Genomic DNA, 23,806 nt, shown 5'->3' with positions numbered 1-23,806 from the left:
GGCGCGCCCGGCAGGAGTCGAACCCACAACCTTCTGATCCGTAGTCAGACGCTCTATCCAATTGAGCTACGGGCGCTTAGTAAGAGACAATGCTTGGTGCGGCCGAGAGGACTTGAACCTCCACGGGGTTAACCCCCACTAGGCCCTCAACCTAGCGCGTCTGCCGTTCCGCCACGACCGCGTAGTTATAAAATGGGAAGATGTTTATTATAACTTACTCTCATGAGCTTGTCAACAATTATTGTAATATGATGAGCCATGAAGGACTCGAACCTTCGACCCTCTGATTAAAAGTCAGATGCTCTACCAACTGAGCTAATGGCTCACGAAACGAAATGGCTGGGGTACCTGGATTCGAACCAGGGCATGACGGAATCAAAATCCGTTGCCTTACCGCTTGGCTATACCCCAACATGGCGGTCCCGACCGGGATCGAACCGGCGATCTCCTGCGTGACAGGCAGGCATGTTAACCGCTACACCACGGGACCTATGTATCTTTAATTCAATTAAATGGTGACCCCTACGGGATTCGAACCCGTGTTACCGCCGTGAAAGGGCGGTGTCTTAACCGCTTGACCAAGGGGCCATTTAAAGATGGCTCCGAAGGTAGGACTCGAACCTACGACCGATCGGTTAACAGCCGATTGCTCTACCACTGAGCTACTTCGGAATAATTTATGTCGTTTTGTTCTACTCGACTTTTTCTATTATAGAGAGGGTTTGGACAAACGTCAACACTTTTCATCAAATTTCTTTCATTTTTTTAAAAGAACTTAAATGCAGGTCCCCAAAACACTTGCCACACTTGAATTTCTGCGTATTTACTCGAATTTTCCGTCTATATAACAAACCACATTTTGCGCACTCATACACATACAGTTTAGTACGTTTTTGACTTTTAGGCGCTACGAGTGTAGAGCAAAATCTAGGTGAATCTGTCTGTTTTAGAAGCTGACGAAAATCTGCATCTCTATGTTTATACCCTTTCCCTTCTATATGTAAGTGATAATGACAAAGCTCATGCTTAATAACTCCAATCAACTCATTCATTCCATGTTTCTCTAACACTAGAGGATTTATTTCAATCATATGTGTTCTTAACATATACCTTCCGCCGGTACTGCGCAGTCTTTTATTGAAATAAGCTTTATGGTGAAACTTCCTTTTAAAAATCTGCATTGATATGCTACTTACTAATTCACTCAATTGTTCATCTGTCACTATACTCTCTCCTAGATAAAAGAGCTTGTCCACTGATGTTCATCAATGGACAACTCTGGTTATTATTAGACTTGTTGTTCAGGTGGAAGCATCGTTAATGCAATTCTTCCTTTGTTGGCATCGAACTGCTCTACCCATACAGTAACGATATCCCCAAGGGAGACTACATCTAAAGGATGCTTTACAAATCCTTTTTTAAGCTTGGAGATGTGTACAAGTCCATCTTGTTTAACACCTATATCTACAAAGGCGCCGAAGTCGACTACATTTCGAACTGTACCTTGAAGCTCCATTCCTGCTTTTAGATCCTCTAACTTTAGTACATCTTTTTTAAGTAATGGCTGCGGGAAAGCTTCACGTGGATCTCGTGCTGGCTTAATCAATGCATCCAAAATATCCTTTAGCGTAATCTCACCAATCCCTAATTCTTTACTAGTTTCTTCTATAGAAATAGTTTTTAGTACTTCTTCTGCTTCCTTAGAACCTATTTGGCTTTTAGTTAGTCCAGCAATTTCAAGGACTTGTTCCGCTGCCTTATAGCTTTCCGGGTGAATTCCTGTTGCATCTAACGGATTTTTAGCGTCTGGAACACGTAGGAAACCAATTGCCTGTTCATATGTTTTAGCTCCAAGACGAGGAATTTTCTTAAGCTGAGCTCTTGAAGTGAAACGTCCTTGTTCGTTTCGCATGTTTACCACGTTCTCTGCTACAGTTTTAGAAAGGCCAGATACGTATTGAAGTAATGAAGCCGATGCTGTATTTACATTTACGCCTACTTGGTTAACCGCAGTCTCTACTATAAAAGAAAGAGATTCCGACAGTTTCTTTTGTGACACATCATGCTGGTATTGTCCCACACCTACTGCCTTTGGATCTATTTTTACCAACTCCGCCAAAGGGTCTTGTAGTCTTCTAGCAATTGATACGGCACTTCGTTGCTCAACTTGAAGGTCGGGAAACTCGTTCCTTGCTGTTTCTGAAGCTGAGTACACCGAAGCACCTGCTTCATTGACAATTACGTATGCAACCTCTCCTGTCACTTCCTTCAGGCAATCTACGATAAATTGCTCTGTTTCACGAGATGCCGTACCATTTCCAATCGCTATAAGAGAAATCGGATAATTCTTAAGGTAAGAAAGAACTTTCTTTTTTGAGCCTTCTATATCCATTTTAGGTGCGTGAGGGTAAATGGCAGATACCTCTAATAGCTTACCTGTATCATCAACCACTGCAAGTTTACAGCCAGTACGGTAGGCCGGGTCCACTCCAAGTACCACTTTTCCTTTTAATGGTGGCTGAAGTAAGAGGTTACGTAGGTTTTCAGAAAAAATATGAATAGCCTGCGCTTCAGCTTTTTCTGTAAGCTCTGCACGAATTTCTCTTTCTACGGAAGGTTGAATCAATCTCTTATAAGAATCCTCTATCGCTAGCTTCACCTGTTCCACTGCTTCACTAGTAGCATGATTCGGTATCCATTGTGCTTCCATTACTCTTAAAATTTTGTCCTGCGGTGTTTGTAGACCAACTTTAAGTACATCCTCTTTTTCACCGCGATTTAAGGCAAGAATTCGATGAGGTACTATTTTTTTCACTGGCTCTTCATATTCATAATACATTTCATAAACGTTTTTTTCATCGAGCTCTGCTTTTTTCAAAGAGGATACAATTCTTCCGTCGGTGCGCGTTAGGTTACGTATTTGTTCCCGTATTTTAGCATCATCTGCAAACTGTTCTGCTAATATATCACGAGCACCTTGAAGCACGTCTTCAGTAGTCATTACCTCTAATTCTTCATTTACATAAGCTTCTGCTAGGGTTTGAATAGATTCTTTTGGGAATCCAAGTAGTTCCGTAGCTAAAGGTTCCAGCCCTTTTTCTTTTGCTATAGTAGCTTTCGTTCTACGTTTTTGTTTGTATGGTCTATACAGATCCTCTACTCGTTGAAGGACAGTCGCATTTTGTATAGAAGCTGAAAGTTCTTCAGTAAGTTTCCCTTGTTCTTCTATTAATCGCAGAACTTCCTCTTTGCGTTGTTCGAGCTGTTGGATATAATGATAACGATCTTCTATTGCTTTTATTTGTACTTCATCCAATGAGCCTGTTTGTTCTTTACGATATCGAGCTATAAAAGGTACTGTGTTTCCTTCTTCTAATAATTTTATTACTTGCTCTGCCTGCGATGTTTTCGTGCCCGTCTCTTTGGATACGAGCTGAAGCATATTCTTTAGTTCCAAAACAAACCCATCCTTTCTATCTAACCTTATTTTAACATATTCTGAACGCAGCAAAAAAGCTTACCCTTTAATTATGAGAGTAAGCTTCCTACAATGAATGTGGCGTCGTCGCCATGTTCTATTTCTTTATAAACTGTTTCGTACAAACATTTAGTACCGCTAGACTCCTTAATAGTGGACTTTGGACTCTTCATCACTACTCCATCAGAATGCAAAAGGAACAAGTCATCTTTAGCACATGGATATGTTTGTGTATTAATCTTTTGTTTACGTCCTGACAGATATCCCATGACTGGCAATGGATAAATCATTTTCCCAGTGGAGCGTTGGTACATATAAAACTTTATATTGCCTACACAGCTATAAGATATAGTTTGAGCTTTATAATCTATTTTCACAAGAGCAACTGCTGCTCCTCGTTTTTGAACCATAAGCTCATTGCATTTTAACAATAAGTTATCCAATGTCTCCTCAGGATATTGTTCTAAAATGTTTGGTATTACGTCAGCTGATTCTTTTGCTATTGGACCGTTCCCTAATCCATCTGCAATTGCACAAAGCATAAAATCTTCATGCTTAGATACATAGTAAGTATCACCAGATTCCGAATTCCCTGTTTTTGCTTCCTGAAAGACTAGCAACTCGACTTTTTCATCTGAGTAGTTTATCAATTTACAATTCCACCTGACGATAATATTGCCTCTTGTAATTTCTTTATTGCTTTGCGTTGAATTCTCGATACATGCATTTGCGAAATACCGAGACGGTCGCCTGTTTCTTTCTGACTCAGCTGCTCCATGTATGTAAGTAAAATTATCTCTTTTTCTCTTTCCGACAACACATTAAAAGCTTCGGCTACAAGTAAGCGCTGATCCGTTTTTTCAAACTCCCCGTCTGTCTGACCAATTACATCAAACAACGTTATAGTGCTACCATCTGCATCGGATTCTAAGGAATGATCCATTGACAATGCTTGATAGCTTTTGCCCATTTCCATTGCTTCTAGAACATCTTCAACTTCTACATCCAGATAATCTGCAATTTCCGGGACTAAGGGAGATCTTTGAAACTCAGTTGTTAGCACTTCCACTGCCGATCTAATACGTGGACCTAATTCTTTTATTCTTCTTGGAACATGAACTGCCCAAGTCTTGTCTCTGAGAAATCTTTTTATTTCACCTATAATCGTCGGAATGGCAAAAGCTTCAAAGTTTTTACCAAAGGACGGATCGTATCTTCTAATGGCCCCTAATAGACCAAGCATCCCTACTTGAACTATATCCTCATGATGAGACTTACCATTAGAATATTTACGAGCAATCGACTCAACCAAACGCTCGTAGTTTAACACAAGATTTGTTTGAGCCTCTTCGCTTTCTGTCGTTTGATATTCTTTAATCCACTTTAATATTTGTTCCTTTGACTCTTTAGGAAGAGATGTGTTCGAGATTATCATCCACCTGCTTTACTCCGACATGCTTCGTCATAAATACAGTTACACCCTCTTGGTGATGAACTTTTACTTCATCCATCAATGTTTCGATAAGGTATAAGCCAAGCCCTCCTTCACGTAAGAATGATCCCTCCTCTAAATCATGGTAAGGTCCCACTTGCGCTTTTGTTTCCTCAAAGTTAAAACTTTTTCCATGGTCTGCAATCATAATTTCGATTCTATCAGAATATAACGCACAACCAATTACTACTTCGCCGTCCTCATCTTCTGCATAAGCATGCTGAACTGCATTAGTAATTGCTTCACTCGCTGCAATCTTTAAATCTTCAATATCATCATAAGAAAAGCCCATCCGATTCGCCAGCCCTGAAATTGTAAGACGTGCTACACTCACATATTGAGGCTTTGCAGGCAAACGAATCTCTACATAATCAAACGGTTTCATCTATTTTCACCTCTTCGCTTGCTTGAATGTCCATTATGTCCCCTAACCCAGTTATATCAAACAATCTTTTAAGGCGAGGTGAAAGTCCCGTTAATTCCATGTGGACATTAGACTCTTTAGCACTTTTATAAAAACCTACAAATACACCTAATCCAGTACTATCCATATATGATACGTCCGATAAATTTAACTCGACACGTGAATCTTCTTTTAAATTAATTTCTGAAAGCTTTTCTCTTAACAAAGGTGCTGTAAATGCATCAATCTCACCTTTAATAATTCCTTTGATACGCATTTCTTCTTCGTATAGTTCTACTGATATATTCATAATCAAATTATCCCCCGTTTTCACTATATATACGTATCTATACCACGATACAATCATTGTTAAACATTTTTATAGCGATTTCTTGAAAATGACTAGAGTGAAATCATCACGTTGTTCAAATTCCTGCAATTCCTCTAGCTTATGGAATACATATTCGACCATTTCTTGAGCCGGCTTATCTTTTACGCTTTCAATAATACTTAGTATTATATTTTGGTCAATAAAGCCTTCCTTCGAACGACATTCCGTTACACCATCGGTCATCATTACAACAAAGTCGTCTTTTTCTAACGTAATAGAATGTTGCTCGTATTTGACATTAGGAACTACACCAAGCAATAAGCCTTTTGCCTGAAGTTCTTTAAACTCTCCTGTGTGAGCACAATAGAACAATGGTGGCTCATGTCCTGCTGAAGCATAAGTGAATTCACTCAGTGCTGTATCGTATGTTCCGTAAAACATCGATATAAACATAGAATCACTAACACTTTTTTCAACAATTCGATTGATGATATCTAAAACAACTACTGGATCAGTGTCTGGACCATCCAAACTATCCATACCATATTTAATCATGGACATACAAAGAGCTGCAGGTATCCCTTTACCAATGACATCAGCCACTGCGACACCTATTGCATGGTCATTACTCAAAAAGTGAGTGTAATCTCCATTCATTTCTTTCGCCGGAACAGAGATTAGCCCTATATCCAAGTTATTCATGTTTGGGATTTTGGATTTAAGCAGTGTTTGCTGCACATTAGTTGCCAGTTCCATTTCCATTTTAAAATTTTGCTGTTTTTCAATAAGTGTTTGATGTTCTTTTAAGGCCAAGCCATATCTAATCATAACTTCTATCAAAAAATCAAACGAATGAGATACCTCTTCCGGTAAATCAGGCATAATCTCTTCCAAAGAAGCCTTATGTATACTGATTACTTCCTCCGGAGAAATACTTTTTTGTATGAGCTCTCTACTAACATTTTGACCTTCATATAAATTATGCTCCGTTTGACTTAACGTATACTGTCTCAAAATTTCCTTATACTGTTTTTTAAATTGTTGAGGCATTTATCTTACCTCCTACCTTAACCACTTAGTGGCAATAATTGTTGTCCCATCTCCAACTGCAGTTTCGATTTTAAAATCGTCCATTAGTCGTTTCACCCCTGGTAACCCTGCTCCCAAGCCTCCTGAAGTGGTATATCCATCTTCCATAACTTTACGGACATCAGCAATACCAGGTCCTTCATCAGCAGCAATAATTAAAATCCCTTTTTGATTACCTTCTACAATTTGTTTGATCTCAATATTTCCTTTTCCAGCGTATAAATATATATTTCGAGCGAGCTCGCTAATAGCGGTGGTAATTCTAGCTTGGTCAACTGTTCCAAAACCAGCATCTTTTGCTTCGTTTCTCCCCAGTTGCCTTGCCGCTACTATATCCCACTCACTTATAATGTGAACAGAAGACTTCATATTCATATGGATTAGTCCTCCAATTCTCGTTCAAGTTTTTCCAATCCATTTTCTAAGTCTAAAGCAGTTACTACATTCTCAAGTCTAATTCCTAACTCGATTAATGTGATTGCAACGGCCGGTTGTATTCCCGTTATCACTACTTTAGCTCCCATTAGACCTGACATATTAATGACGTCTCCAAGGACTTTAGCGATAAAAGAATCAATAAAGTCTATCGGTGTTAAATCTAAAACTACTCCCCTAGCAGCTGTCGTATGCAGCTTGTCCAATAAATCCTCTTGAAATGACAAAGCAGTTTGATCATCTAGCTCCCATTGTATGGATACAATTAAACAATCCCTTAACTTCAAAATTGGAATCCGCGTCATCATTATGATTTCACCTCAACTATCGCTCTATTTGTTAGTGCCAATGCTTGTTCCACTCCACGTTGCAAAGTACTTGTTGTTGTAAAATCATTTAAATTAATACCAAGCGTTACAATTGTTTGAGCAATCTCTGGGCGAATTCCCACTAAGAAACACTTTGCCCCTACTAAACGAACTGCATCGGCAGCCTGAATAATATGATGAGCGACCATCGTGTCTACTACTGGAACTCCTGTAATATCCAATAACACTACTTCTGCACGATGCTTCACTACTCCTTGCAGTAAGTTTTCCATTATAAGCTTTGCACGCTCAGTGTCAATTGTTCCAACCAATGGCATCACTGAGATTTTCTCAAACACAGGAATAAGAGAGGCTGAAAGTTCCTGCAGTGCTATCTTTTGTAGGTTAACTGTTTTTTCCCACACAATAGAGTAAGCTTCTACAATTGTATGAGTAAGAGGCGTAAGCCAATTGTTCAAAATAGAGCGATAAGATTTATAATTATTTTCATTTAAATGTCCGGCACTTTCCATATCTTCATAGATAACTTCTGTAAAGTTAGTCAATGATTTTAAAACAAAAGATATGGACCATCCGTAGCGCACAATTTGTACGGAAAAGTCGTTTAGCTTCCCTGTATAAATTTCCTGATCTTCAGTAAGACTCGATATCATTAATTCCCCAAATTCGCGTGCAGTATGGTCAATAACTTGATCTGACATAATTTGAAAAAAACGGTCATCTTTTTCGTCTTCCATCTTAACTTTCCATTTTTCCAATATTATATCGATGTTATCGCGAATGTATGTAGCAATTTGTTTATTCATTTGGTTGTTCCCAGCTCCTCATTATTTAAATGGTAATTATATTGTAACGAATCTTATAAGAATTTACATCTATTAATATCTTTGCAGGTTTTTTTATGCTGTTTAAAAGCAACATAATCTACTCTACACACAGTAAATCATTTAAAGAAATCTATATAAATACCACTATATATGGCGCAATTCTTATTTTTAAAGAAAAATAATTTTCACTCTAAATGAAAACTCTCCACATAACTCATATAAAAAGAAAATAAAAAAACACAATGCGTATTTGTCGGCTACACATTGCGTCTTGTCTATGTATTTAAAATTTTACGATTCCTAAACTGATGCCTAGTGCATGATCGACTTCTTCCATTACATCTTCATCTAAATGTGTAATTTTATCTGTAAGCCTCGACTTATCAATAGTTCGTAATTGTTCTAATAATATAACTGAATCACGTTCAAAATCATACTCTTTTGCATTGATTTCTACATGTGTTGGCAACTTCGCTTTTTGAATCTGAGCGGTGATTGCTGCCACAATTACAGTCGGACTAAACCGATTCCCGATATCATTTTGTATCACCAATACGGGTCTGGTTCCACCTTGCTCAGACCCGACTACTGGTGATAAATCTGCAAAAAAAACGTCCCCACGTTTTACGATCAAGTTTTCATCCTCCACTTACGAGTCGCTCTGTCGTATGTTGGGCTTCATATTCCGCATGTAGACACTCTGTACATATGGATAAGTTAATATGAGACATCTCAACATAGCCTTTCATCATAGCTTCTCTTATAAGATTTGCCTGGCCTTTCTTTATATATTCATTTGCATGTACACGAGCAACGCTTTCCCTACCTGGTAATGATTGTGTAGCTTGCTTTTCCTCATTACCCATTTGCATTGGAATCTCTATAAGCGCTTCTTTTTTCTTTTTATCACTTACCACAGCAAACACCTCCGACAAAACATTTCCCTATCTGACAATATACTTCATCTTACCATTACTGGGCGTGAAATAAAAGACATTATAAGAAATGGTTAGACAAATTATGCATGAAGAACTACGTTTTGTCGACAGTTTACTTGCGATAAATTCTAGGTATTCTAGTAGATAAGGTACAGCATACTTCATATGGAATCGTTTGAAGCGTTTTTGCCCATTCTTCAACCTCGATTTCCTCGTCTCCTTGTTTTCCTATTAAGACAACTTTTTCTCCGACTTTCGTTGGGCCATCTAGACGTATCATACATTGATCCATACAAATCTTTCCGACGAACGGCATTCTTTTCCCTTTAACTAACACATGCTCTGTATGGAGTTTTCTAAGTAGCCCATCCGCATAGCCAATTGGTAATGTGCCAATCCATTCTTCGGTTTTAGCTGTATAGGACGCACCATATCCTATTGAGTCTCCCTCATTAACCTTCTTTACATGTATTATTTCTGTATACAAAGAAAGAGGCTTTTCCAAAGGGAAAGGAAGATGATTATTCAAAAATGGTGAAGGAGCTATTCCATACATAGATATACCGAAACGGACTGCATCCCAGCTTTGACTAGGATGTTGCAGTGCAGCAGCACTATTGGAAGCGTGAATCATAGCAGGCTTTTGTTCAAATAACCCTAAAAAGGAGTTAAATTTTTTGACTTGCTTATTAAAATACTCGGTATCCTCATCGTCTGCAGTAGCAAAGTGGGTATAAGCACCCGTAATTTCTAAGCTACTAGATTCCTTTATAAAAGCTAAAGCTTCTTTCAGTTCTTCTTTATTTGAGAATCCTATTCTTCCCATACCACTATCTATTTTAATATGGATCTTCACATTACTTTTAAACTCTTTTGTAGCATAAATCCATTCACATGAATAAGCTGTAAGAGTAATATTCTGGGCATTAGCCTCCGGTAAAAAAGAAGGTGGCGCAGCTCCCAAAACAAGAATCTCAGCTTTTATGCCAGCTCCTCTTAGATGTAATGCTTCCTCGGGAGTGGCTACAGCAAGCATAGAAGCACCTGATTGAAGAGCAGCTTGTGCCACCTCAATGTCTCCATGTCCATATGCATTTGCTTTTACTACTGCAATTATTTGAGTGGAAGATGGTAAAGTCTCTTTTAACCGCTCTATATTAGTTTGTATTGCTAGTAAATCTATTTCTATAAAAGTTGGTCTATATAGCTTTTGTGACATTATTAAACCTCTTCTTCCAAGTCTTTAAAATTATTATGCTCCTTGGAAGAAGAGGTCGTCAACCTATAATCACTTTAATTCAGTAACTGTCATCGAAGCTGCTACCTCTATCATTTCCTCTTTAGTTAGTGAAGAGGAGGCAATAAAGAACGACATCCCATCTTGTTCCCAGCTAATAGATTGATCTGTAACTGCTCCTATTGCCACACCTAAATCAACTGGATCACCAGGCGCAAACACCGGAATAGTAGACGGCATTGAGGCATCGCTCAATTGTTGGATGACTGTAAAATCCTTGTCTCCTCCACTAAAAGTCAGCACTACTCGTTTTTGATTTTCTAATTGTATAACCTTCTCTTCCATTAGATGAGTATCTTCCCATTTAATAACTGGGTAGTGCGTTTCAAAGTCTCTATTTTCTAACTCAGCTGATGCCTCGACTGTATTTCCTTCAGCCTGAGCAGCAGGTGTTTGTTCAATTTTATAGTCTCCAGCAGCTCGTGTTTTTCCTAAAGAGACTTTATCAAACTTGATATGAATCTGTTCCTCTTGATTTTCATTTAATATCGAAACGTCTGTTGGTAACATCGTCTTTTTGTCGATATAGATTTTTTGAGTCGGAAGCATATTTTTGTGATTATTAGTAGTTTTAGCTTCAAATACATATTTATTTCCTTCTTCTTTAAATGTAGCAGCTTTGTCTTTCTTAATGTCCTCTGCTAACGAGCCAATTAAATACGCTTGGCTATTTTCTGAAGGCCACTTACTTTGGAATTTGTAAGTTTTGTTAAGGGCAGGTGTAACGACGAAAACACCTTCTGCATTACGAACAATCATTTGTGTGTTTTCTGCATTTGCATCAGAAACTTTAACACGATAAAAGTCTGGTTTAGTATGCCAAACTTCCACATCATAAACTCTTGGCTCTGCACCTGTTAGAATACTCATTTCTGCAGTTAGTTCATATCCCTTTGCGTCACTCCATTTGTTGCTCAATTTCTTTACTACGTCTTCCTTCGATTCAGCTCCACATGCAGATAGTACCAGAATCATTGCAAATAAAACTACCAGTCTAGCCACTAGGCTCTTCAATTTTGTCCACCCTTTCTATTATCACTGCCTTCGTTCATTGTATGTAGGTGGACGACCGGTTATGATTGAAGAATTACTTGTGCAGCAGCATAATCTTTTGTGTGAGTGATAGAAACAAAGCCATTTATAGGCTTTTCCTTAAAATATAATATAGGTTTCCCAGAACTTTCTTTTAAAATTTCTATATCTTGAAAGCTACATTGCTTCCCAATACCGGTGCCTATTGCCTTAGAGAATGCTTCTTTAGCTGCAAATCTTCCAGCTAAAAATTCTAATTGCCGAGCACCTGATAAAGTCTCCATAATTTCTTTTTCTTTTTTTGTTAAAACACGCGTAACAAACTTTGAAGTTTTAGTTAAAATGGATTCTATTTTTTTTATTTCAGTTATGTCTAAACCAATACCAGTTATCATGAATGTTCTTCCTTTCCTATATGGTCTTTACAAGATATACTATTAATAAGAAATTCGAGGTGAGAGTATGTTCTCCAGAAGAGAAAGCTTTAAACAATACATAAAATTATATCCGATTGTTTCTACCTTATTAGCCATCAATATTTTTATCTTCCTACTAACTATTATACCGGTTTATGGGATCTATTTGCGGTATATGGGGATGGGGGTTAACCTACTCATTGCAGAGGGTGAATATTGGAGATTAATCACTTCCATGTTCTTGCATGCAGGATTTGCTCACTTACTATTTAATATGTTCTCTTTATACATCTTCGGTCCAGAGTTGGAACAGCTTACTGGTAAAGCTAGGTTCTTAACCATCTACTTCCTATCAGGCTTCATGGGTAATGTAGCAACTTATTTGATTCATGACTGGAATTACGCTGGCCTTGGAGCTAGTGGAGCAATATACGGAATTTTAGGTGCTTTTGCTGCGTTAGTTTATTACACGAAACACTTATTACCCCAGCTCAGACAGATTATCATACCTATCATCGTAATTGGTGTCATTCTATCATTCCTACAACCGAATGTAGGGGTGACCGCTCATCTTGGCGGTCTAATCACAGGATTTATACTTGGAATGATCTTTTTTCATCCTAAACGAATTGCTTCCTGGAAGAAAAAGAAGAATCCATACAGAGTGGTTAAGTAACTTACTATTGTACACAAAACAACTAGAATAGAAAGATTTCTTACTTAGAAAGTAAAAACGTGAAATCGAGTTTTTCCGATTTCACGTTTTTTTATGGACAAAATAATTATCATTCCATCTCTTGTTCTATATCTATTTTAGGCTTTCGTATTGGCTCATACCAGCTTAATAGGTTTTCAGAATGTTCCTTCTCGATATGAGGAATCACTGTTTCTGCCCCGCCAACCCCTGATTTTATAGTTACTACTACAGAAGAAACGTCTGATTTCTTCTGAAAGTACGTAGTACGAGCTGTCATCGATTGAATCCTTCTTTTCTCCATCCAAACAGTCACTCTACTAAATAATCGATATTGGGCAACTAACTGTGTCTCTTCTATATAAAAACCAGCTGTTCTCTTCTGCCACAAGCCTAATCCAAAGCTTGCGGGGATTAGTAGAAGTGATAATAATCCATATGGATAAAAGAAGTAAATAACTGTGGCAGCTATAGGTAAAATCCACAGCAAATCTAAGCGATAGAAGAATTTTCGAGATTTACTTGGCACTCTTTGAAAGTTAGGTTGCATTTGAAAATCAGGGAAAATTTCTTCTAAGATTGGATAAATCTCTGCTTTCTTTATTAATGGCAATAAACGAATGGTTTCATCTTTTTCTGCCATTGACCCTCCTGCACTATCTACCGTTACCGTAGCATATCCAGTAAGCTGACGAAGAGGGTTTTCTACTAATCGGATCCCTTGTATCCGAGTTAAAGGAATTGTAATTTTCTTTTTCTCTAAAAGTCCTCTAGTAATAATAATCTCGTCATCCTCTATCTTTATTGTAAAATCATAATAGTTGATAAAGGTTAACAGAACTGAAACAATCCAAGCCATAAGTAAAACAGCGAAGATTACTAAGACTACCATAAGCACTCCAAATTTGATGAAAATCATAATTTCGTTATAAATAGTTTCATAGGGTATAAACTCTGAGAACTGGGATGCAAATACTGCAAGACCTGAAAAGAATACTCCTACACCACCTGAAGTGCTCGCTAGTACGAGAAGATCCTTTGTGGACATTCGGAAAATTGGCTTCTTTTCTTCTATAATTGTCTCTTCAACCTCTAAATCATCTTCTATAATAGGTACATTTTGACCTTTAGCGAGCATGATTTCTTTCTTTATTTGCTCGGCGGCTTCTTTCCTAATAGCAGTAAGCTCAGCGTCAGCCTCTTTTGTAGGACCTCCACCTGCTGTTTCCACCTTTACTTTTACCAATCCAAATGGTCGATGGAATATACCTTCCGTATAGTCAAGACTCTGAATACGTTCAAAAGGGATATATCGCTTTTTCTTTACAAAAAGACCATACTCTATTCGCAGCTCCCCATCTTCAAACCAATAGCGAAATCTTCTCCATTTAATAATTCCACTGATTAGCATGAACAAAAGCAGTACTCCGTAAATGCCGTAAGTGAAAAGTCCAGACCAAAAGTTTGCATCGTCTCCAAAACCATTGACTAACACTAGAACGATTAACGGTAGAATCATTTCCTTTAAGACTTTCACAAAATTTATAACGGCAGAAATTGGGTGAAGTCTATACTTTTCTTTAGACATCTTCTTCCGCCACCCTTGCTAGCACCGAAATTCTTCCTCGTAGCTCATCCGCCTCTTCTGTTATTAATGCGGGAATTGTGTGGCTGGTAGCAGCCGTTGAGATAGTAATAGACGACAAATCATACTTACGTAAAATCGGTCCTTGCTCTGTGTCTACATGTTGCACTCTAACCATTGGGACTAGCGTTCTCTTCACAACAAATAGACCATGCTGTAGTTCTATTTCCTGATCCCTTACCTCGTATCTCCATCTGCTCCATCTTACCTTTGGAAATAAATAAATGAATAAATATCCAAATAGCAATACTACTGCTCCTGCCACTATGTATAACCATATGTAGTTTCCCGTAAAATAATTGATTACTCCTGTACCAATGCCTAATAACAAAACAATTAGGGTTTGTATGATGCCATAAATTCTCCACACTCTTAAACCTTTTACGGATATTCGATTAATTGGTTCTTTTCTCATTATCATCCACCTCTTCTCTTGTCATTGTATACGAATATTACACAAAAATGTTTCAACTTTATAATTAGATTCATTAAATTAATTTTATTTGCGAGTCATACAGGCTAAACGTTTATCTTTTTACATGCTAAGCACACAAAAGGCGAATCCACCAAAGTGGATTCGCCTTAAAGGATTATATAAAATTAGCCTTCGTTACGTGGTGTACGAGTTCTTGTGCTACGTTGTGTAGAACCGTCACGTGGACCGCTGCTACGACGACCGCTTGGACGTGAACCGCTTCCTGAACGAGAAGATCCGCGATCGCTTCCTCCACGTGATGAAGAACTACGTCCGCCACCGCCGCTGCTACGGTTACCTTTGTATCCGCCGCCGCCACTGCGTCCGCCGCCACTACGCTCTCTACGAGCTGGTAATGGACGTTCTTCTGAAAGTGAGATTGGTGAATCGTCTGGCTCTTTCGTCATTGACTTGATTGCTGCTGCAACCACGTCAACTGCTTCATGCTTTTCAAGCATTTCTGCAGCAAGTGTACGGTAGTCACCTAAATCATTTTTGTTAATAATTTCAGTAAGAGCTTCAATCGCTACACGTTGTTGCCCTACTAATGCTTCATCTGAGCTTGGTGGACGAAGAGCTGTCATACGTTTTTTCGTAGTGTCTTCAACAATACGAAGGTAGCCCATTTCTCTTGGAGTAACAAATGTTACCGCAATACCACTTTTACCAGCACGTCCTGTACGACCGATACGGTGAACATAGCTTTCTGGATCTTGTGGAATATCAAAGTTATAAACGTGAGTAACGCCTGAGATATCTAATCCACGAGCAGCTACATCAGTTGCAACAAGAATATCAATTTTATTTGATTTGAACTGTTTTAATACAGACATACGCTTCGCCTGGCTTAAGTCTCCATGAATTCCTTCTGCTAAGTAACCACGGATGCTTAGGGCATTTGAAAGCTCGTCTACGCGACGTTTAGTACGTCCAAAGATAATTGCAAGCTCTGGTTGGTGTACATTCAATATTCTTGAAAGGAAATCGAATTTTTCACGCTCAGTAGCTTTTACATAGAACTGTTCAATATTTTCAACAGTCATTTCTTTTGATTTGATCTTAACTTCAACTGGATCTTTCATGAATTTATCAGCAATTTTACGAATTGGTCCCGGCATAGTAGCTGAGAACAATAATGTTTGACGATTGTCTGGAACACTTTCTAAAATTGTATTGATATCATCAATGAAGCCCATGTTTAACATTTCATCCGCTTCGTCCAAGATTAATGTTTCCACTTGGTCAAGCTTTAAAGTACGACGGTTAATATGGTCAAGAATACGACCAGGTGTACCAACGATTACTTGTGGCTTGTTTTTAAGCGCACGGATTTGACGGCCAATTTCTTGTCCTCCGTAAACAGAAAGTAAACGAACTTTTTTATCATAGCCTAATTTATAAAGCTCTTCAGAAACTTGAATTGCAAGCTCACGAGTTGGAGCAATAATTAAAGCTTGAATGTTAGGGTTTTTAGGATCAACCTTTTCAATCATTGGAATACCGAAAGCGGCAGTTTTACCAGTACCTGTTTGTGCTTGGCCAATAATGTCGCGGCCTTCCATAGCATGAGTGATAGTACCTTCTTGGATTGGTGTTGCTTCTTCAAATCCCATTCGTTGTACGGATTTTAGTGTAGAAGCGCTAATATTTAATTCTGAAAAATTTGTCAAAATTTTAATCTCCTTTTTGTTCTGTTTTGACAAATGGTTACATTTTCAGATGAAATTGCGGCAAATTCGAGCCTATACGAGGAACGTTTCCGTTACTTAAAATTCTCTGTGGTTTCAATCAGAGGGGTCTAATATAAAGGGAAAGCCCGGTCTTTTGCCGAGCGGTTCGTTAATTCTTACGTAAACAAACCGTTATGTTCAAAAAAAAGTACTCTTCAATAAATGCTGAAGAGTCTTCGCACAAAATGTATCCATTGTTCTAAACGTAGTATAGCATGCAATTGTCCCAGTTGCAATGAATTAGAATTTAAAGTCAGTAGCTCCGAACTTTTCTTCTACATTTCTTCCCTTAAAAATGTAAGAGCCTGTGGAAACCATTCCTGACAATCATCGCTATAACAAATATGGTGCTTCCCGCTCTCCGAAAAAATTAGCTGTTTGTTTGTAGAACGGATATGGTCAAATAAGAAGGGTGCTGTCGTAAAAGGAACAATTCCATCTTTCTTTCCCTGAACTAAACATACTGGGATAGTAATTTGTTCATAATAAGGTTCGACCATTTTCACCACTCGAACAAATTCTAAAGCAGCTTGAATAGGAGTTGCACGAAGTTTGTTACTATAGATTTGAAACAGCGTATTTTCTTCTGCTTTACCTTCAACTATTTTTTTGGCGACGTCTCCTATATCATGTAGCAACTGCGTTGGATTTATGTATTTTGCGGCAGCACTTAATAAAACCAATCTTTCAATTTTATAGCGTAGAGCCAAGTAAATGGCAATAATCCCGCCCATGGAAAAACCAACCACAAACACTCGATCTACTTCCTTTTGCAGCAAACGCAAAGCCTGCTCCGCTGCCATCATCCATGATTCGGCTGTTAGGTTTTTTAACTCCAGTGTTTCCCCATGGCCAGGTAAGGTAGGAACTACAATTTTCCAGTCAGTATTTACTTCTAGATAATCCACATAAGGTTGGACTTCATATGGACCCCCAGTAAAACCATGTAAGCAAAGTACTCCTGTTTTCATGCCATCCCTACTTTCTACTATTTTTGAAAGGGTTCAATTACCTTCTCTAACTTCATTCCCCTTGATCCCTTAACTAAAACAATAGATTGATTTGTTATTTTTGAATCTAAAAAGGATATAAGTGACTCGTAATCATTTTCTACCCATTTCAGCTGTTGTTCATCAAACTTGTCTGATAGTTGGTCTTTTAACCATTTCATACGTGAGCCAAATAAACAAACACCTGAGAACACATCATTGGATATATACTCACCAATTTCTTCGTGGAATGATTTTTCATCCGGACCAAGCTCCAGCATATCTCCAAGCACAAGCCATTTATCGGGTTTAATAGTCGACTTCTCTAAAAATTGAATAGCTGCTCTCATAGAGGTTGGGGCAGCATTATATGCATCGTTAATAAAAATACTGCCATTGTTAGTTTCAATTACCTGCATGCGCATATCTGTTAGTACGATTTGCTTTAAGGCATCACGCATCTGTTGACTCGACAAACCTATTTCTTTCCCAACAAGTAATGCAGCCAACGTATTTTTCACTTGATGCTCCCCTAGAATGGGTATAGACATTTCTTCATTTAGCTCTCCATTTACAATAAAGCTGCTTCCCTGCTCAGTAAATGTAACTTGTTCAATACATAAATCATTTTTATTTCCTGTACCAAAGGATTTAGTATTTAAACCTGGTGCATTCGATATAAACGGTTTCAAAAGAGGTTCGTCACCATCATAAACGAGTAGCCCATCCTTATTTAAACCAGCTATAATCTCAAACTTCGCTTTCGCAATTCCTTCTCTAGATCCAAGATCCTTCATATGCGCCTCTCCAATATTTGTGATTACTGCATACGTTGGTTTTGCCATATTGGAAAGGAATTCAATTTCTCCAAATGAGCTCATTCCCATCTCAAGTACCGCATACTCAGTATCCTCCTCAAGGGATAGAATAGTCAGAGGAAGTCCTAGTTCATTATTAAAGTTTCCTTCCGTCTTCTTCACACGGTAATAAGGCGAAAGCATTCCTGCTATTAGGTCCTTTGTGGATGTTTTACCGTTTGATCCGGTGATTCCTATGAATACGGTAGATAACTCTTCTCGATACGCTCTTGCCATCTGTTGTAGTGCTGCTTCACTACTGTCTACAAATAGCAAAGGAACGTTCTTTGGAGGATTTGGCTCATCCTTTAACCAGAATGCTGCAGCTGCCCCTTTATCGAATGCGCTCTCTACGAATTTATGACCATTCACATTCTCTCCTCGAAAGGGGATAAATAGATCTCCCGGCTTTAACGTACGGGTGTTAATAGAAACTCCTGTAACTAAAGGGTTACTAGATGGTTGTTCTAAACCTAACCACTTTGCGATATGTGCTAATGTTTTTTTCAACTTAAGTCACTCTCCGTCCTTAGAATGTTCCAGTTGCTGTTTTTCCTCATAGCGTTCAATCGCTAGTGATATTAGCTCCTCAATCAAGTCTGAGTAGGATAAGCCCGAAGCCATCCACAGCTTTGGATACATGCTAATTGGGGTAAACCCAGGCATCGTATTTACTTCGTTGATCAGCACCTCTTCTGTATCTGTGACAAAGAAATCTGCACGAACTAAACCAGAGCAATCTAAAACTTTGAATGCACGAATAGCTGCATCCTCTAAAGATTTTTGCAATCTATTTGAAACATTTGCAGGTATTGCATAGTTTGTCGTTCCATCTATATATTTTGCAGAGTAGTCGTAGAAGTCTTTAGTTGGTAATACTTCACCGGCTACTGAACATCTTGGAGAATCGTTTCCTAATACACTCATTTCTATCTCACGAGCGACAATACCTTGCTCTACTAAGATTTTACGGTCATATTTAAACGCTAGGTCGATTGCTTTTATAAGTTCTTCGCGACTGTTTACCTTTGTAATCCCAACACTTGATCCTAGATTAGCTGGTTTGACAAACAACGGCCATTTTAAGCTTGCTTCAATTTTTTCAAGTATAACTATTTGACTGTTCTTCCACTCACGTCGAATGAAATGAACGAAAGGAACCTGTTTTAAGCCTGCTTGAGCAAACAGTTGCTTCATAACTACTTTATCCATTCCAGCAGCAGAAGCTAAAACTCCATTTCCAACGTAAGGCAAGTTTAATACTTCTAGTAGTCCTTGAACTGTTCCATCCTCACCATTAGGTCCATGCAGCAATGGGAAGATTACGTCTAGTCCTTCATTACCTTCCGCAGTCTCAAGGTTCTTAGTTGTATTATCAGTTGGAAGGAAACTTGTTATATCATTCGCTTTACCTGTATCTTCTCCAAATTGAAGCGTTTCAACCGTTTCAACAGGCCCTAATAGTTTTTGTCCCTTTCTCCATTCTCCCTCTTTCGAGATGAAGACAGGATACACTTCATATTTAGCAAAATCTATTGCTTGCGAAACCGCTCTTGCCGTTAACAAAGAAACCTCGTGCTCCGCAGATTTCCCACCATATAATAATCCTAATTTCAATTTCATCACTTTGACCTCCACGTTTTGGATATTTCTATTTTATCATTTCTTGTATCTATACATGAATTGTTAGCCAAATAGTTTTAGGCCAACTACTCCACCTATAATACAGCTTAAAAAGAATAATTTTAGACGACTTTTCTTTTCGTTAAACAAATACATACCGATCAATACACTTCCTGCTGCCCCAATTCCAGTCCACACAGCATATCCTGTACCTACAGATATATCCTTAAGGGCTAAGGATAGTAAAAAGAAACTTAAAGATGCCGTAATAATGGTAAGTATAGAGAATTTCTTATTTTTAAAGCCATTAGAAAGCTTCATACAAACTACAAAACCAACCTCAAAAAGACCAGCTACAATCAGTATAATCCATTCCATTAATTTGCCTCCTCTGTATCAATCAGCTTTAAACCAACGATACCGAAAAGTAGCAGACATAAGAATACGACTTTACCTGCATTTACTTGTTCATTAAACCATAGAACACCTACGACCGCCGTGCCGGCAGCTCCAATACCCGTAAATATAGCATATGCAGTTCCAATCGGAATCGTCTTCATCGCCTGTGCAAATAAAAAAAAGCTAATCACTAGAAACATTATGGTGATAAGAGAAGGGATAAGCTCTGTAAAACCATGAGCTTCCTTTAACCCAATTGCCCATATAATTTCAGTTATGCCTGCAACTATAAGTAAAATCCATGCCACTATTTATCACCTCATATACATAATAGACGCTTTTGCAACAGTATGTAGCAAAAGCGTCCTCTTATATTTCTATTAAGAAATCATATGGTCTTTTAACATGGTGCTTAATATCCTCTAGCACCTCGTCAGGAAAAATATTTTCCGGTAAGCAACGAATTTCAATTCCATAATTAGTCTTATCCACGCGGAACAAAGACATGAGAACTCCGTCTTCATAAAAGTCGGTGTACCTTTCCACAGTTGCAGAGGACAACTCTGGCAATATAATATTATTCTTTTTTCTCCAAAATGCAGTAGATTTCGTTTTTTCTTTAATCACTTGATTGAATAAGTCAGCGATTAAACCGTAAAAATCTTCTATATCTCGAAAATAAATTTTAGTAATATGCTCATCTTCATCGGTCATATAGACAAATCGATTTTGAAGGTGATGATAAAATGGTGATCGAAACGCTTCTTTTTTGTGTGCTATATATAAAAGCTCTGCTTGTTCTTGAGGAGTCAGCAGATTTAATCGTCGCTCATCTGAGAAATCCAAAAAACAAAGGGAAGTAGGTTTTTCAGAGGACTCCTTTAAAAAATGTCCAAATTGATTTTCCCCTATAAAATCCATTTGTGTATGGATATTAAAAGAAGCATCTTCGTAACGATGCTTTAACAACAAAAGGGAAGACAAATTAGCAAATTTTAAAAATAGTTGAACTGAAATACCACTAAATAATGTAAAATGCTCTATCTCATTTGCATGAACGTATAGATGAGTTAAATAGTCATCTAAGTCTCTCTCTTTTTTAGCCACTGAATTTTCACTCCTCATATAAGATATATATTAGCATAATTTTATTTAAACGAAACAACTGTTTTTGTAATATCGTCTATATTACTCACAAGCCAAAAAAGAGTATTTACGATATAATAGAAAAAGTGTGTTTCCTTCTATATAAGAGAATGGAAATGAAACAAAAAAATGTATATTTAGAAAGAAATCTAGGTGATTTTTATGGAAAATAAAAAAGGCTTTGCTGATCGCTTCGATTGGACGTTAGCTTTTATTTTATTATTATTTCTGATCGTTAGCTTACTAGCCATTTCCTCGGCTCAGACTACCGGTCAATACGCTGCGTATAACTTTGTATCCAAACAGCTTTTTTGGTATGTAGTTGGGTGCGTTATTATTGGGATGGTCATGTTTTTTGAGCCCGAGCAATACAAAAAAATGGCATGGTATATATACGGAATAGGAATTTTCCTATTAGCCATCCTTGCTATCCTACCAGAGAGCATGGCTTTAGTATCACCACGTAATGGAGCAAAAAGCTGGTTCCATTTACCAATAGGGGACATTCAGCCTGCCGAATTTATGAAGACCTTTTATATTTTAGGTTTAGCGCGTCTTATTACCTATCATCATGAACAGTATGTGATGAAAACTGTTAAAACAGACTTTATTCTATTAGGGAAAATAGGTATCACCTTAATTATACCGTTAGCTTTTATCATGCTTCAGCCTGATTTAGGTACCTCGTTAGTTTTCTTAGCAATCACTGCTGCCTTAATAGTCGTGGCAGGTATTACTTGGAAAATTATTTTACCGTTATTTTTAGGTGGGCTAGGAATAGGTGGCCTTCTCTTATGGATGGCCTTATATGCACAAGACTTCTTAGCTAAATATTTTGCCTTTGACCCTTACCAATTTGCTCGTATCTATTCTTGGATAGACCCATATTCATATGCTTCCAATGAGGGGATGCATCTTATTACGGCCCTAAATGCGATTGGCTCAGGCGAAATATTCGGTAAAGGTTATGGTGGCCGAGTTGTTTATGTACCAGAAAATCATACGGACTTTATCTTTGCTGTCATTGGCGAGGAATATGGATTTGTTGGTGCTAGTATAGTAATAAGTCTTTACTTTCTACTGATCTATCACTTAACCAAAATAACCTTACAGCTCAAGGATATGTACAGCACCTATGTATGCGCTGGAATTATTGCCATGATTACTTTCCATGTATTTGAGAATGTTGGTATGACAATTCAGCTCCTGCCTATAACGGGGATCCCACTACCATTTATAAGTTACGGCGGTAGTTCCTTGATGGGTAATATGCTTGCTATCGGTTTAGTCTTTAGTATGAAGTTTCACCATAGAACATATATGTTTGCTAAGGATGAAGATTAAGCTAAAAATAAAAAAAGAGTGACTGAAGCATTCGTTTTAACGAGGCTTCCAGTCACTCTTTTTTTAGGATTGCACATGTGGACTTTGTGCGGGTGGTGATAAAGCTTTAAGTATTTCAAGCCTAGATTTTGTCATTGTAACAGTCACACCAAGTTTTGATAGATTACTTACAATTTTCTTTAAATCAACTTCCTTAGCCAATCCACCTCAGTCCCTTCCATTTATTATTACGAATATATATTTAAAAGGTTTCTTTTATTTTATTTATTTTTCTTTATCCTATAATACCACTTTTTACATGGCCTAAACCTTTCATTTTTATTACATATTTTACGCATTTGTAAACCATCATAACCTCTAAAGGAGTGATATCGATGATTGTACAGGATGTAATGAGTAAGCAAGTGGTTACGTGTAGCCCTAATGATTATGTAAACGAAGTTGCTGAACAAATGCGTTCATTAGATATCGGTTGTTTACCAGTAGTAAGCAAAAAAAAGCTAGTTGGAATGATCACAGACAGGGACATTGTAACAAGAGCAGTGGCTAAAGATGTTAAATGCAAAGTAGAAAACATTATGACTAAAGCCGTCATTTCAGTTTCTCCTCAAGAAACTACAGCTGAAGCCTCAATTTTAATGGGTAAGCATCAAGTACGCCGGCTCCCAGTAGTAGAAAATGAAGAGTTAGTAGGCTTTGTGTCACTTGCTGACTTAGCATTTCCTTTTCCCCATATACAAGAAATCTCTGAAGCTATACAAAGTATATCCGAACCAAGGAGTTATTAAACTGTTCTTAGCAAGTTCATTTCCCTGCTAATGTGAGTAGGAAAACCTA

28 protein-coding genes and 7 tRNA genes are annotated in these 23,806 nt (G+C 37.9%); 3 read left to right on the top strand and 32 right to left on the bottom strand.

Annotated features, from left to right (window positions below; all coding sequences use genetic code 11):
* Positions 1 to 2: 2 nt before the first annotated feature.
* The 22 genes from HF876_RS15690 to acpS form a co-directional block, all read right to left on the bottom strand.
* Positions 3 to 76: transfer RNA gene (locus tag HF876_RS15690), tRNA-Arg, on the bottom strand.
* An 18-nt stretch (positions 77 to 94) separates the two neighbouring features.
* A tRNA-Leu gene (locus HF876_RS15685) sits at positions 95 to 181 on the bottom strand.
* 71 nt (positions 182 to 252) lie between these two features.
* Positions 253 to 325, bottom strand: a tRNA-Lys gene (locus tag HF876_RS15680).
* Between the two features lie 11 nt (positions 326 to 336).
* Positions 337 to 411 (bottom strand) — tRNA-Gln (locus tag HF876_RS15675).
* 3 nt (positions 412 to 414) lie between these two features.
* Positions 415 to 490 (bottom strand) — tRNA-Asp (locus tag HF876_RS15670).
* Between the two features lie 23 nt (positions 491 to 513).
* Positions 514 to 588 (bottom strand) — tRNA-Glu (locus HF876_RS15665).
* 9 nt (positions 589 to 597) lie between these two features.
* Positions 598 to 672 (bottom strand) — tRNA-Asn (locus tag HF876_RS15660).
* A gap of 74 nt (positions 673 to 746) precedes the next feature.
* Entirely contained in the window at positions 747 to 1,223 is a 477-nt protein-coding gene (locus HF876_RS15655) for a SprT family protein (RefSeq protein ID WP_169360990.1), read from the bottom strand.
* A 65-nt stretch (positions 1,224 to 1,288) separates the two neighbouring features.
* Positions 1,289 to 3,457, bottom strand: coding sequence for a Tex family protein (locus HF876_RS15650; RefSeq protein WP_169360989.1), 2,169 nt, complete (start codon positions 3,455 to 3,457; stop codon positions 1,289 to 1,291).
* A 71-nt stretch (positions 3,458 to 3,528) separates the two neighbouring features.
* Entirely contained in the window at positions 3,529 to 4,128 is a 600-nt protein-coding gene (locus HF876_RS15645) for a PP2C family serine/threonine-protein phosphatase (RefSeq protein WP_240949795.1), read from the bottom strand.
* On the bottom strand, positions 4,125 to 4,913 hold the full coding sequence (gene sigB / locus HF876_RS15640; RefSeq protein ID WP_205964133.1) for an RNA polymerase sigma factor SigB: 789 nt from the start codon (positions 4,911 to 4,913) through the stop codon (positions 4,125 to 4,127). The genes HF876_RS15645 and sigB overlap by 4 nt, the downstream gene beginning before the upstream one ends.
* Positions 4,885 to 5,355 carry an anti-sigma B factor RsbW gene (gene rsbW, locus HF876_RS15635; protein ID WP_169360988.1) on the bottom strand — a complete coding sequence of 157 codons (471 nt, stop codon included), beginning with the start codon at positions 5,353 to 5,355 and terminating at the stop codon, positions 4,885 to 4,887. Before rsbW ends, sigB begins: the two co-directional genes overlap by 29 nt.
* On the bottom strand, positions 5,342 to 5,683 hold the full coding sequence (locus HF876_RS15630) for an STAS domain-containing protein (protein WP_169360987.1): 342 nt from the start codon (positions 5,681 to 5,683) through the stop codon (positions 5,342 to 5,344). The genes rsbW and HF876_RS15630 overlap by 14 nt, the downstream gene beginning before the upstream one ends.
* Before the next feature lie 69 nt (positions 5,684 to 5,752).
* Positions 5,753 to 6,754 carry a PP2C family protein-serine/threonine phosphatase gene (locus HF876_RS15625; RefSeq protein WP_169360986.1) on the bottom strand — a complete coding sequence of 334 codons (1,002 nt, stop codon included), beginning with the start codon at positions 6,752 to 6,754 and terminating at the stop codon, positions 5,753 to 5,755.
* Positions 6,755 to 6,766: 12 nt separating this feature from the next.
* Complete coding sequence (locus tag HF876_RS15620) at positions 6,767 to 7,168, bottom strand: anti-sigma regulatory factor (protein WP_169360985.1); 402 nt, start codon at positions 7,166 to 7,168, stop codon at positions 6,767 to 6,769.
* Positions 7,169 to 7,173: 5 nt separating this feature from the next.
* Positions 7,174 to 7,536, bottom strand: coding sequence for an STAS domain-containing protein (locus HF876_RS15615; protein WP_169360984.1), 363 nt, complete (start codon positions 7,534 to 7,536; stop codon positions 7,174 to 7,176).
* Positions 7,536 to 8,363, bottom strand: a complete 828-nt coding sequence (locus HF876_RS15610) for an STAS domain-containing protein (RefSeq protein WP_169360983.1) — start codon at positions 8,361 to 8,363, stop codon at positions 7,536 to 7,538. The genes HF876_RS15615 and HF876_RS15610 overlap by 1 nt, the downstream gene beginning before the upstream one ends.
* Before the next feature lie 304 nt (positions 8,364 to 8,667).
* Positions 8,668 to 9,018, bottom strand: a complete 351-nt coding sequence (locus HF876_RS15605) for a type II toxin-antitoxin system PemK/MazF family toxin (protein ID WP_144539613.1) — start codon at positions 9,016 to 9,018, stop codon at positions 8,668 to 8,670.
* A 4-nt stretch (positions 9,019 to 9,022) separates the two neighbouring features.
* Positions 9,023 to 9,301, bottom strand: a complete 279-nt coding sequence (locus HF876_RS15600) for a transcriptional regulator (protein ID WP_445678174.1) — start codon at positions 9,299 to 9,301, stop codon at positions 9,023 to 9,025.
* Between the two features lie 133 nt (positions 9,302 to 9,434).
* Positions 9,435 to 10,541, bottom strand: a complete 1,107-nt coding sequence (gene alr, locus HF876_RS15595) for an alanine racemase (protein ID WP_169360981.1) — start codon at positions 10,539 to 10,541, stop codon at positions 9,435 to 9,437.
* 69 nt (positions 10,542 to 10,610) lie between these two features.
* Positions 10,611 to 11,633: a LolA family protein gene (locus HF876_RS15590; protein ID WP_169360980.1), complete on the bottom strand. Its 1,023-nt coding sequence runs from the start codon at positions 11,631 to 11,633 to the stop codon at positions 10,611 to 10,613.
* Positions 11,634 to 11,692: 59 nt separating this feature from the next.
* Positions 11,693 to 12,046: a holo-ACP synthase gene (gene acpS, locus HF876_RS15585; RefSeq protein ID WP_169360979.1), complete on the bottom strand. Its 354-nt coding sequence runs from the start codon at positions 12,044 to 12,046 to the stop codon at positions 11,693 to 11,695.
* 67 nt (positions 12,047 to 12,113) lie between these two features.
* Between acpS and HF876_RS15580 the strand changes: the two genes are divergently transcribed.
* Positions 12,114 to 12,743, top strand: coding sequence for a rhomboid family intramembrane serine protease (locus HF876_RS15580; RefSeq protein ID WP_169360978.1), 630 nt, complete (start codon positions 12,114 to 12,116; stop codon positions 12,741 to 12,743).
* A 109-nt stretch (positions 12,744 to 12,852) separates the two neighbouring features.
* Here HF876_RS15580 and HF876_RS15575 read toward each other — a convergent pair whose 3' ends face one another.
* The 9 genes from HF876_RS15575 to HF876_RS15535 form a co-directional block, all read right to left on the bottom strand.
* On the bottom strand, positions 12,853 to 14,349 hold the full coding sequence (locus tag HF876_RS15575) for a PH domain-containing protein (protein ID WP_169360977.1): 1,497 nt from the start codon (positions 14,347 to 14,349) through the stop codon (positions 12,853 to 12,855).
* On the bottom strand, positions 14,342 to 14,821 hold the full coding sequence (locus tag HF876_RS15570; RefSeq protein WP_169360976.1) for a PH domain-containing protein: 480 nt from the start codon (positions 14,819 to 14,821) through the stop codon (positions 14,342 to 14,344). Before HF876_RS15570 ends, HF876_RS15575 begins: the two co-directional genes overlap by 8 nt.
* Positions 14,822 to 15,006: 185 nt before the next feature.
* Positions 15,007 to 16,551, bottom strand: a complete 1,545-nt coding sequence (gene cshA / locus HF876_RS15565) for a degradosome RNA helicase CshA (protein WP_169360975.1) — start codon at positions 16,549 to 16,551, stop codon at positions 15,007 to 15,009.
* 335 nt (positions 16,552 to 16,886) lie between these two features.
* Complete coding sequence (locus HF876_RS15560) at positions 16,887 to 17,582, bottom strand: alpha/beta hydrolase (RefSeq protein WP_169360974.1); 696 nt, start codon at positions 17,580 to 17,582, stop codon at positions 16,887 to 16,889.
* A 17-nt stretch (positions 17,583 to 17,599) separates the two neighbouring features.
* Complete coding sequence (locus HF876_RS15555) at positions 17,600 to 18,967, bottom strand: UDP-N-acetylmuramoyl-tripeptide--D-alanyl-D-alanine ligase (RefSeq protein WP_169360973.1); 1,368 nt, start codon at positions 18,965 to 18,967, stop codon at positions 17,600 to 17,602.
* A gap of 6 nt (positions 18,968 to 18,973) precedes the next feature.
* The gene (locus HF876_RS15550; RefSeq protein WP_169360972.1) at positions 18,974 to 20,080 is read right to left on the bottom strand and encodes a D-alanine--D-alanine ligase; all 1,107 of its coding nucleotides are present in this window, start codon (positions 20,078 to 20,080) and stop codon (positions 18,974 to 18,976) included.
* A 63-nt stretch (positions 20,081 to 20,143) separates the two neighbouring features.
* On the bottom strand, positions 20,144 to 20,458 hold the full coding sequence (locus tag HF876_RS15545) for a DMT family transporter (protein WP_169360971.1): 315 nt from the start codon (positions 20,456 to 20,458) through the stop codon (positions 20,144 to 20,146).
* Positions 20,458 to 20,787 carry a DMT family transporter gene (locus HF876_RS15540; protein WP_169360970.1) on the bottom strand — a complete coding sequence of 110 codons (330 nt, stop codon included), beginning with the start codon at positions 20,785 to 20,787 and terminating at the stop codon, positions 20,458 to 20,460. The genes HF876_RS15545 and HF876_RS15540 overlap by 1 nt, the downstream gene beginning before the upstream one ends.
* Before the next feature lie 61 nt (positions 20,788 to 20,848).
* Complete coding sequence (locus HF876_RS15535) at positions 20,849 to 21,586, bottom strand: hypothetical protein (RefSeq protein ID WP_169360969.1); 738 nt, start codon at positions 21,584 to 21,586, stop codon at positions 20,849 to 20,851.
* Between the two features lie 201 nt (positions 21,587 to 21,787).
* Here HF876_RS15535 and HF876_RS15530 point away from each other — a divergent pair, with 201 nt between their 5' ends.
* Positions 21,788 to 22,969 carry an FtsW/RodA/SpoVE family cell cycle protein gene (locus HF876_RS15530; RefSeq protein WP_169360968.1) on the top strand — a complete coding sequence of 394 codons (1,182 nt, stop codon included), beginning with the start codon at positions 21,788 to 21,790 and terminating at the stop codon, positions 22,967 to 22,969.
* A gap of 63 nt (positions 22,970 to 23,032) precedes the next feature.
* On the opposite strand, the gene HF876_RS19190 is transcribed toward HF876_RS15530, so the two are convergent.
* Entirely contained in the window at positions 23,033 to 23,170 is a 138-nt protein-coding gene (locus tag HF876_RS19190) for an Lmo0850 family protein (protein ID WP_251553339.1), read from the bottom strand.
* 173 nt (positions 23,171 to 23,343) lie between these two features.
* On the opposite strand from HF876_RS19190, the gene HF876_RS15525 reads away from it, so the two are divergent.
* Complete coding sequence (locus HF876_RS15525) at positions 23,344 to 23,757, top strand: CBS domain-containing protein (RefSeq protein WP_169360967.1); 414 nt, start codon at positions 23,344 to 23,346, stop codon at positions 23,755 to 23,757.
* Positions 23,758 to 23,806: the final 49 nt, after the last annotated feature.

Source organism: Psychrobacillus sp. BL-248-WT-3 (assembly GCF_012843435.1).
Classification (GTDB): domain Bacteria; phylum Bacillota; class Bacilli; order Bacillales_A; family Planococcaceae; genus Psychrobacillus.
The sequence above is the reverse complement of the archived record's forward strand: the minus strand, read 5'-3'. Positions and strand labels throughout refer to the sequence as shown.

Bases quoted from the DNA above. Each gene is read 5' to 3' on its own strand.
- sigB (WP_205964133.1), bottom strand. From the start codon at position 4,913: ATGATAATCTCGAACACATCTCTTCCTAAAGAGTCAAAGGAACAAATA.
- rsbW (WP_169360988.1), bottom strand. From the start codon at position 5,355: ATGAAACCGTTTGATTATGTAGAGATTCGTTTGCCTGCAAAGCCTCAA.
- HF876_RS15630 (WP_169360987.1), bottom strand. From the start codon at position 5,683: ATGAATATATCAGTAGAACTATACGAAGAAGAAATGCGTATCAAAGGA.
- HF876_RS15625 (WP_169360986.1), bottom strand. From the start codon at position 6,754: ATGCCTCAACAATTTAAAAAACAGTATAAGGAAATTTTGAGACAGTAT.
- HF876_RS15620 (WP_169360985.1), bottom strand. From the start codon at position 7,168: ATGAATATGAAGTCTTCTGTTCACATTATAAGTGAGTGGGATATAGTA.
- HF876_RS15615 (WP_169360984.1), bottom strand. From the start codon at position 7,536: ATGATGACGCGGATTCCAATTTTGAAGTTAAGGGATTGTTTAATTGTA.
- HF876_RS15610 (WP_169360983.1), bottom strand. From the start codon at position 8,363: ATGAATAAACAAATTGCTACATACATTCGCGATAACATCGATATAATA.
- alr (WP_169360981.1), bottom strand. From the start codon at position 10,541: ATGTCACAAAAGCTATATAGACCAACTTTTATAGAAATAGATTTACTA.
- acpS (WP_169360979.1), bottom strand. From the start codon at position 12,046: ATGATAACTGGTATTGGTTTAGACATAACTGAAATAAAAAAAATAGAA.
- HF876_RS15580 (WP_169360978.1), top strand. From the start codon at position 12,114: ATGTTCTCCAGAAGAGAAAGCTTTAAACAATACATAAAATTATATCCG.
- HF876_RS15575 (WP_169360977.1), bottom strand. From the start codon at position 14,349: ATGTCTAAAGAAAAGTATAGACTTCACCCAATTTCTGCCGTTATAAAT.
- HF876_RS15570 (WP_169360976.1), bottom strand. From the start codon at position 14,821: ATGAGAAAAGAACCAATTAATCGAATATCCGTAAAAGGTTTAAGAGTG.
- HF876_RS15560 (WP_169360974.1), bottom strand. From the start codon at position 17,582: ATGAAAACAGGAGTACTTTGCTTACATGGTTTTACTGGGGGTCCATAT.
- HF876_RS15550 (WP_169360972.1), bottom strand. From the start codon at position 20,080: ATGAAATTGAAATTAGGATTATTATATGGTGGGAAATCTGCGGAGCAC.
- HF876_RS15545 (WP_169360971.1), bottom strand. From the start codon at position 20,458: ATGGAATGGATTATACTGATTGTAGCTGGTCTTTTTGAGGTTGGTTTT.
- HF876_RS15530 (WP_169360968.1), top strand. From the start codon at position 21,788: ATGGAAAATAAAAAAGGCTTTGCTGATCGCTTCGATTGGACGTTAGCT.
- HF876_RS15525 (WP_169360967.1), top strand. From the start codon at position 23,344: ATGATTGTACAGGATGTAATGAGTAAGCAAGTGGTTACGTGTAGCCCT.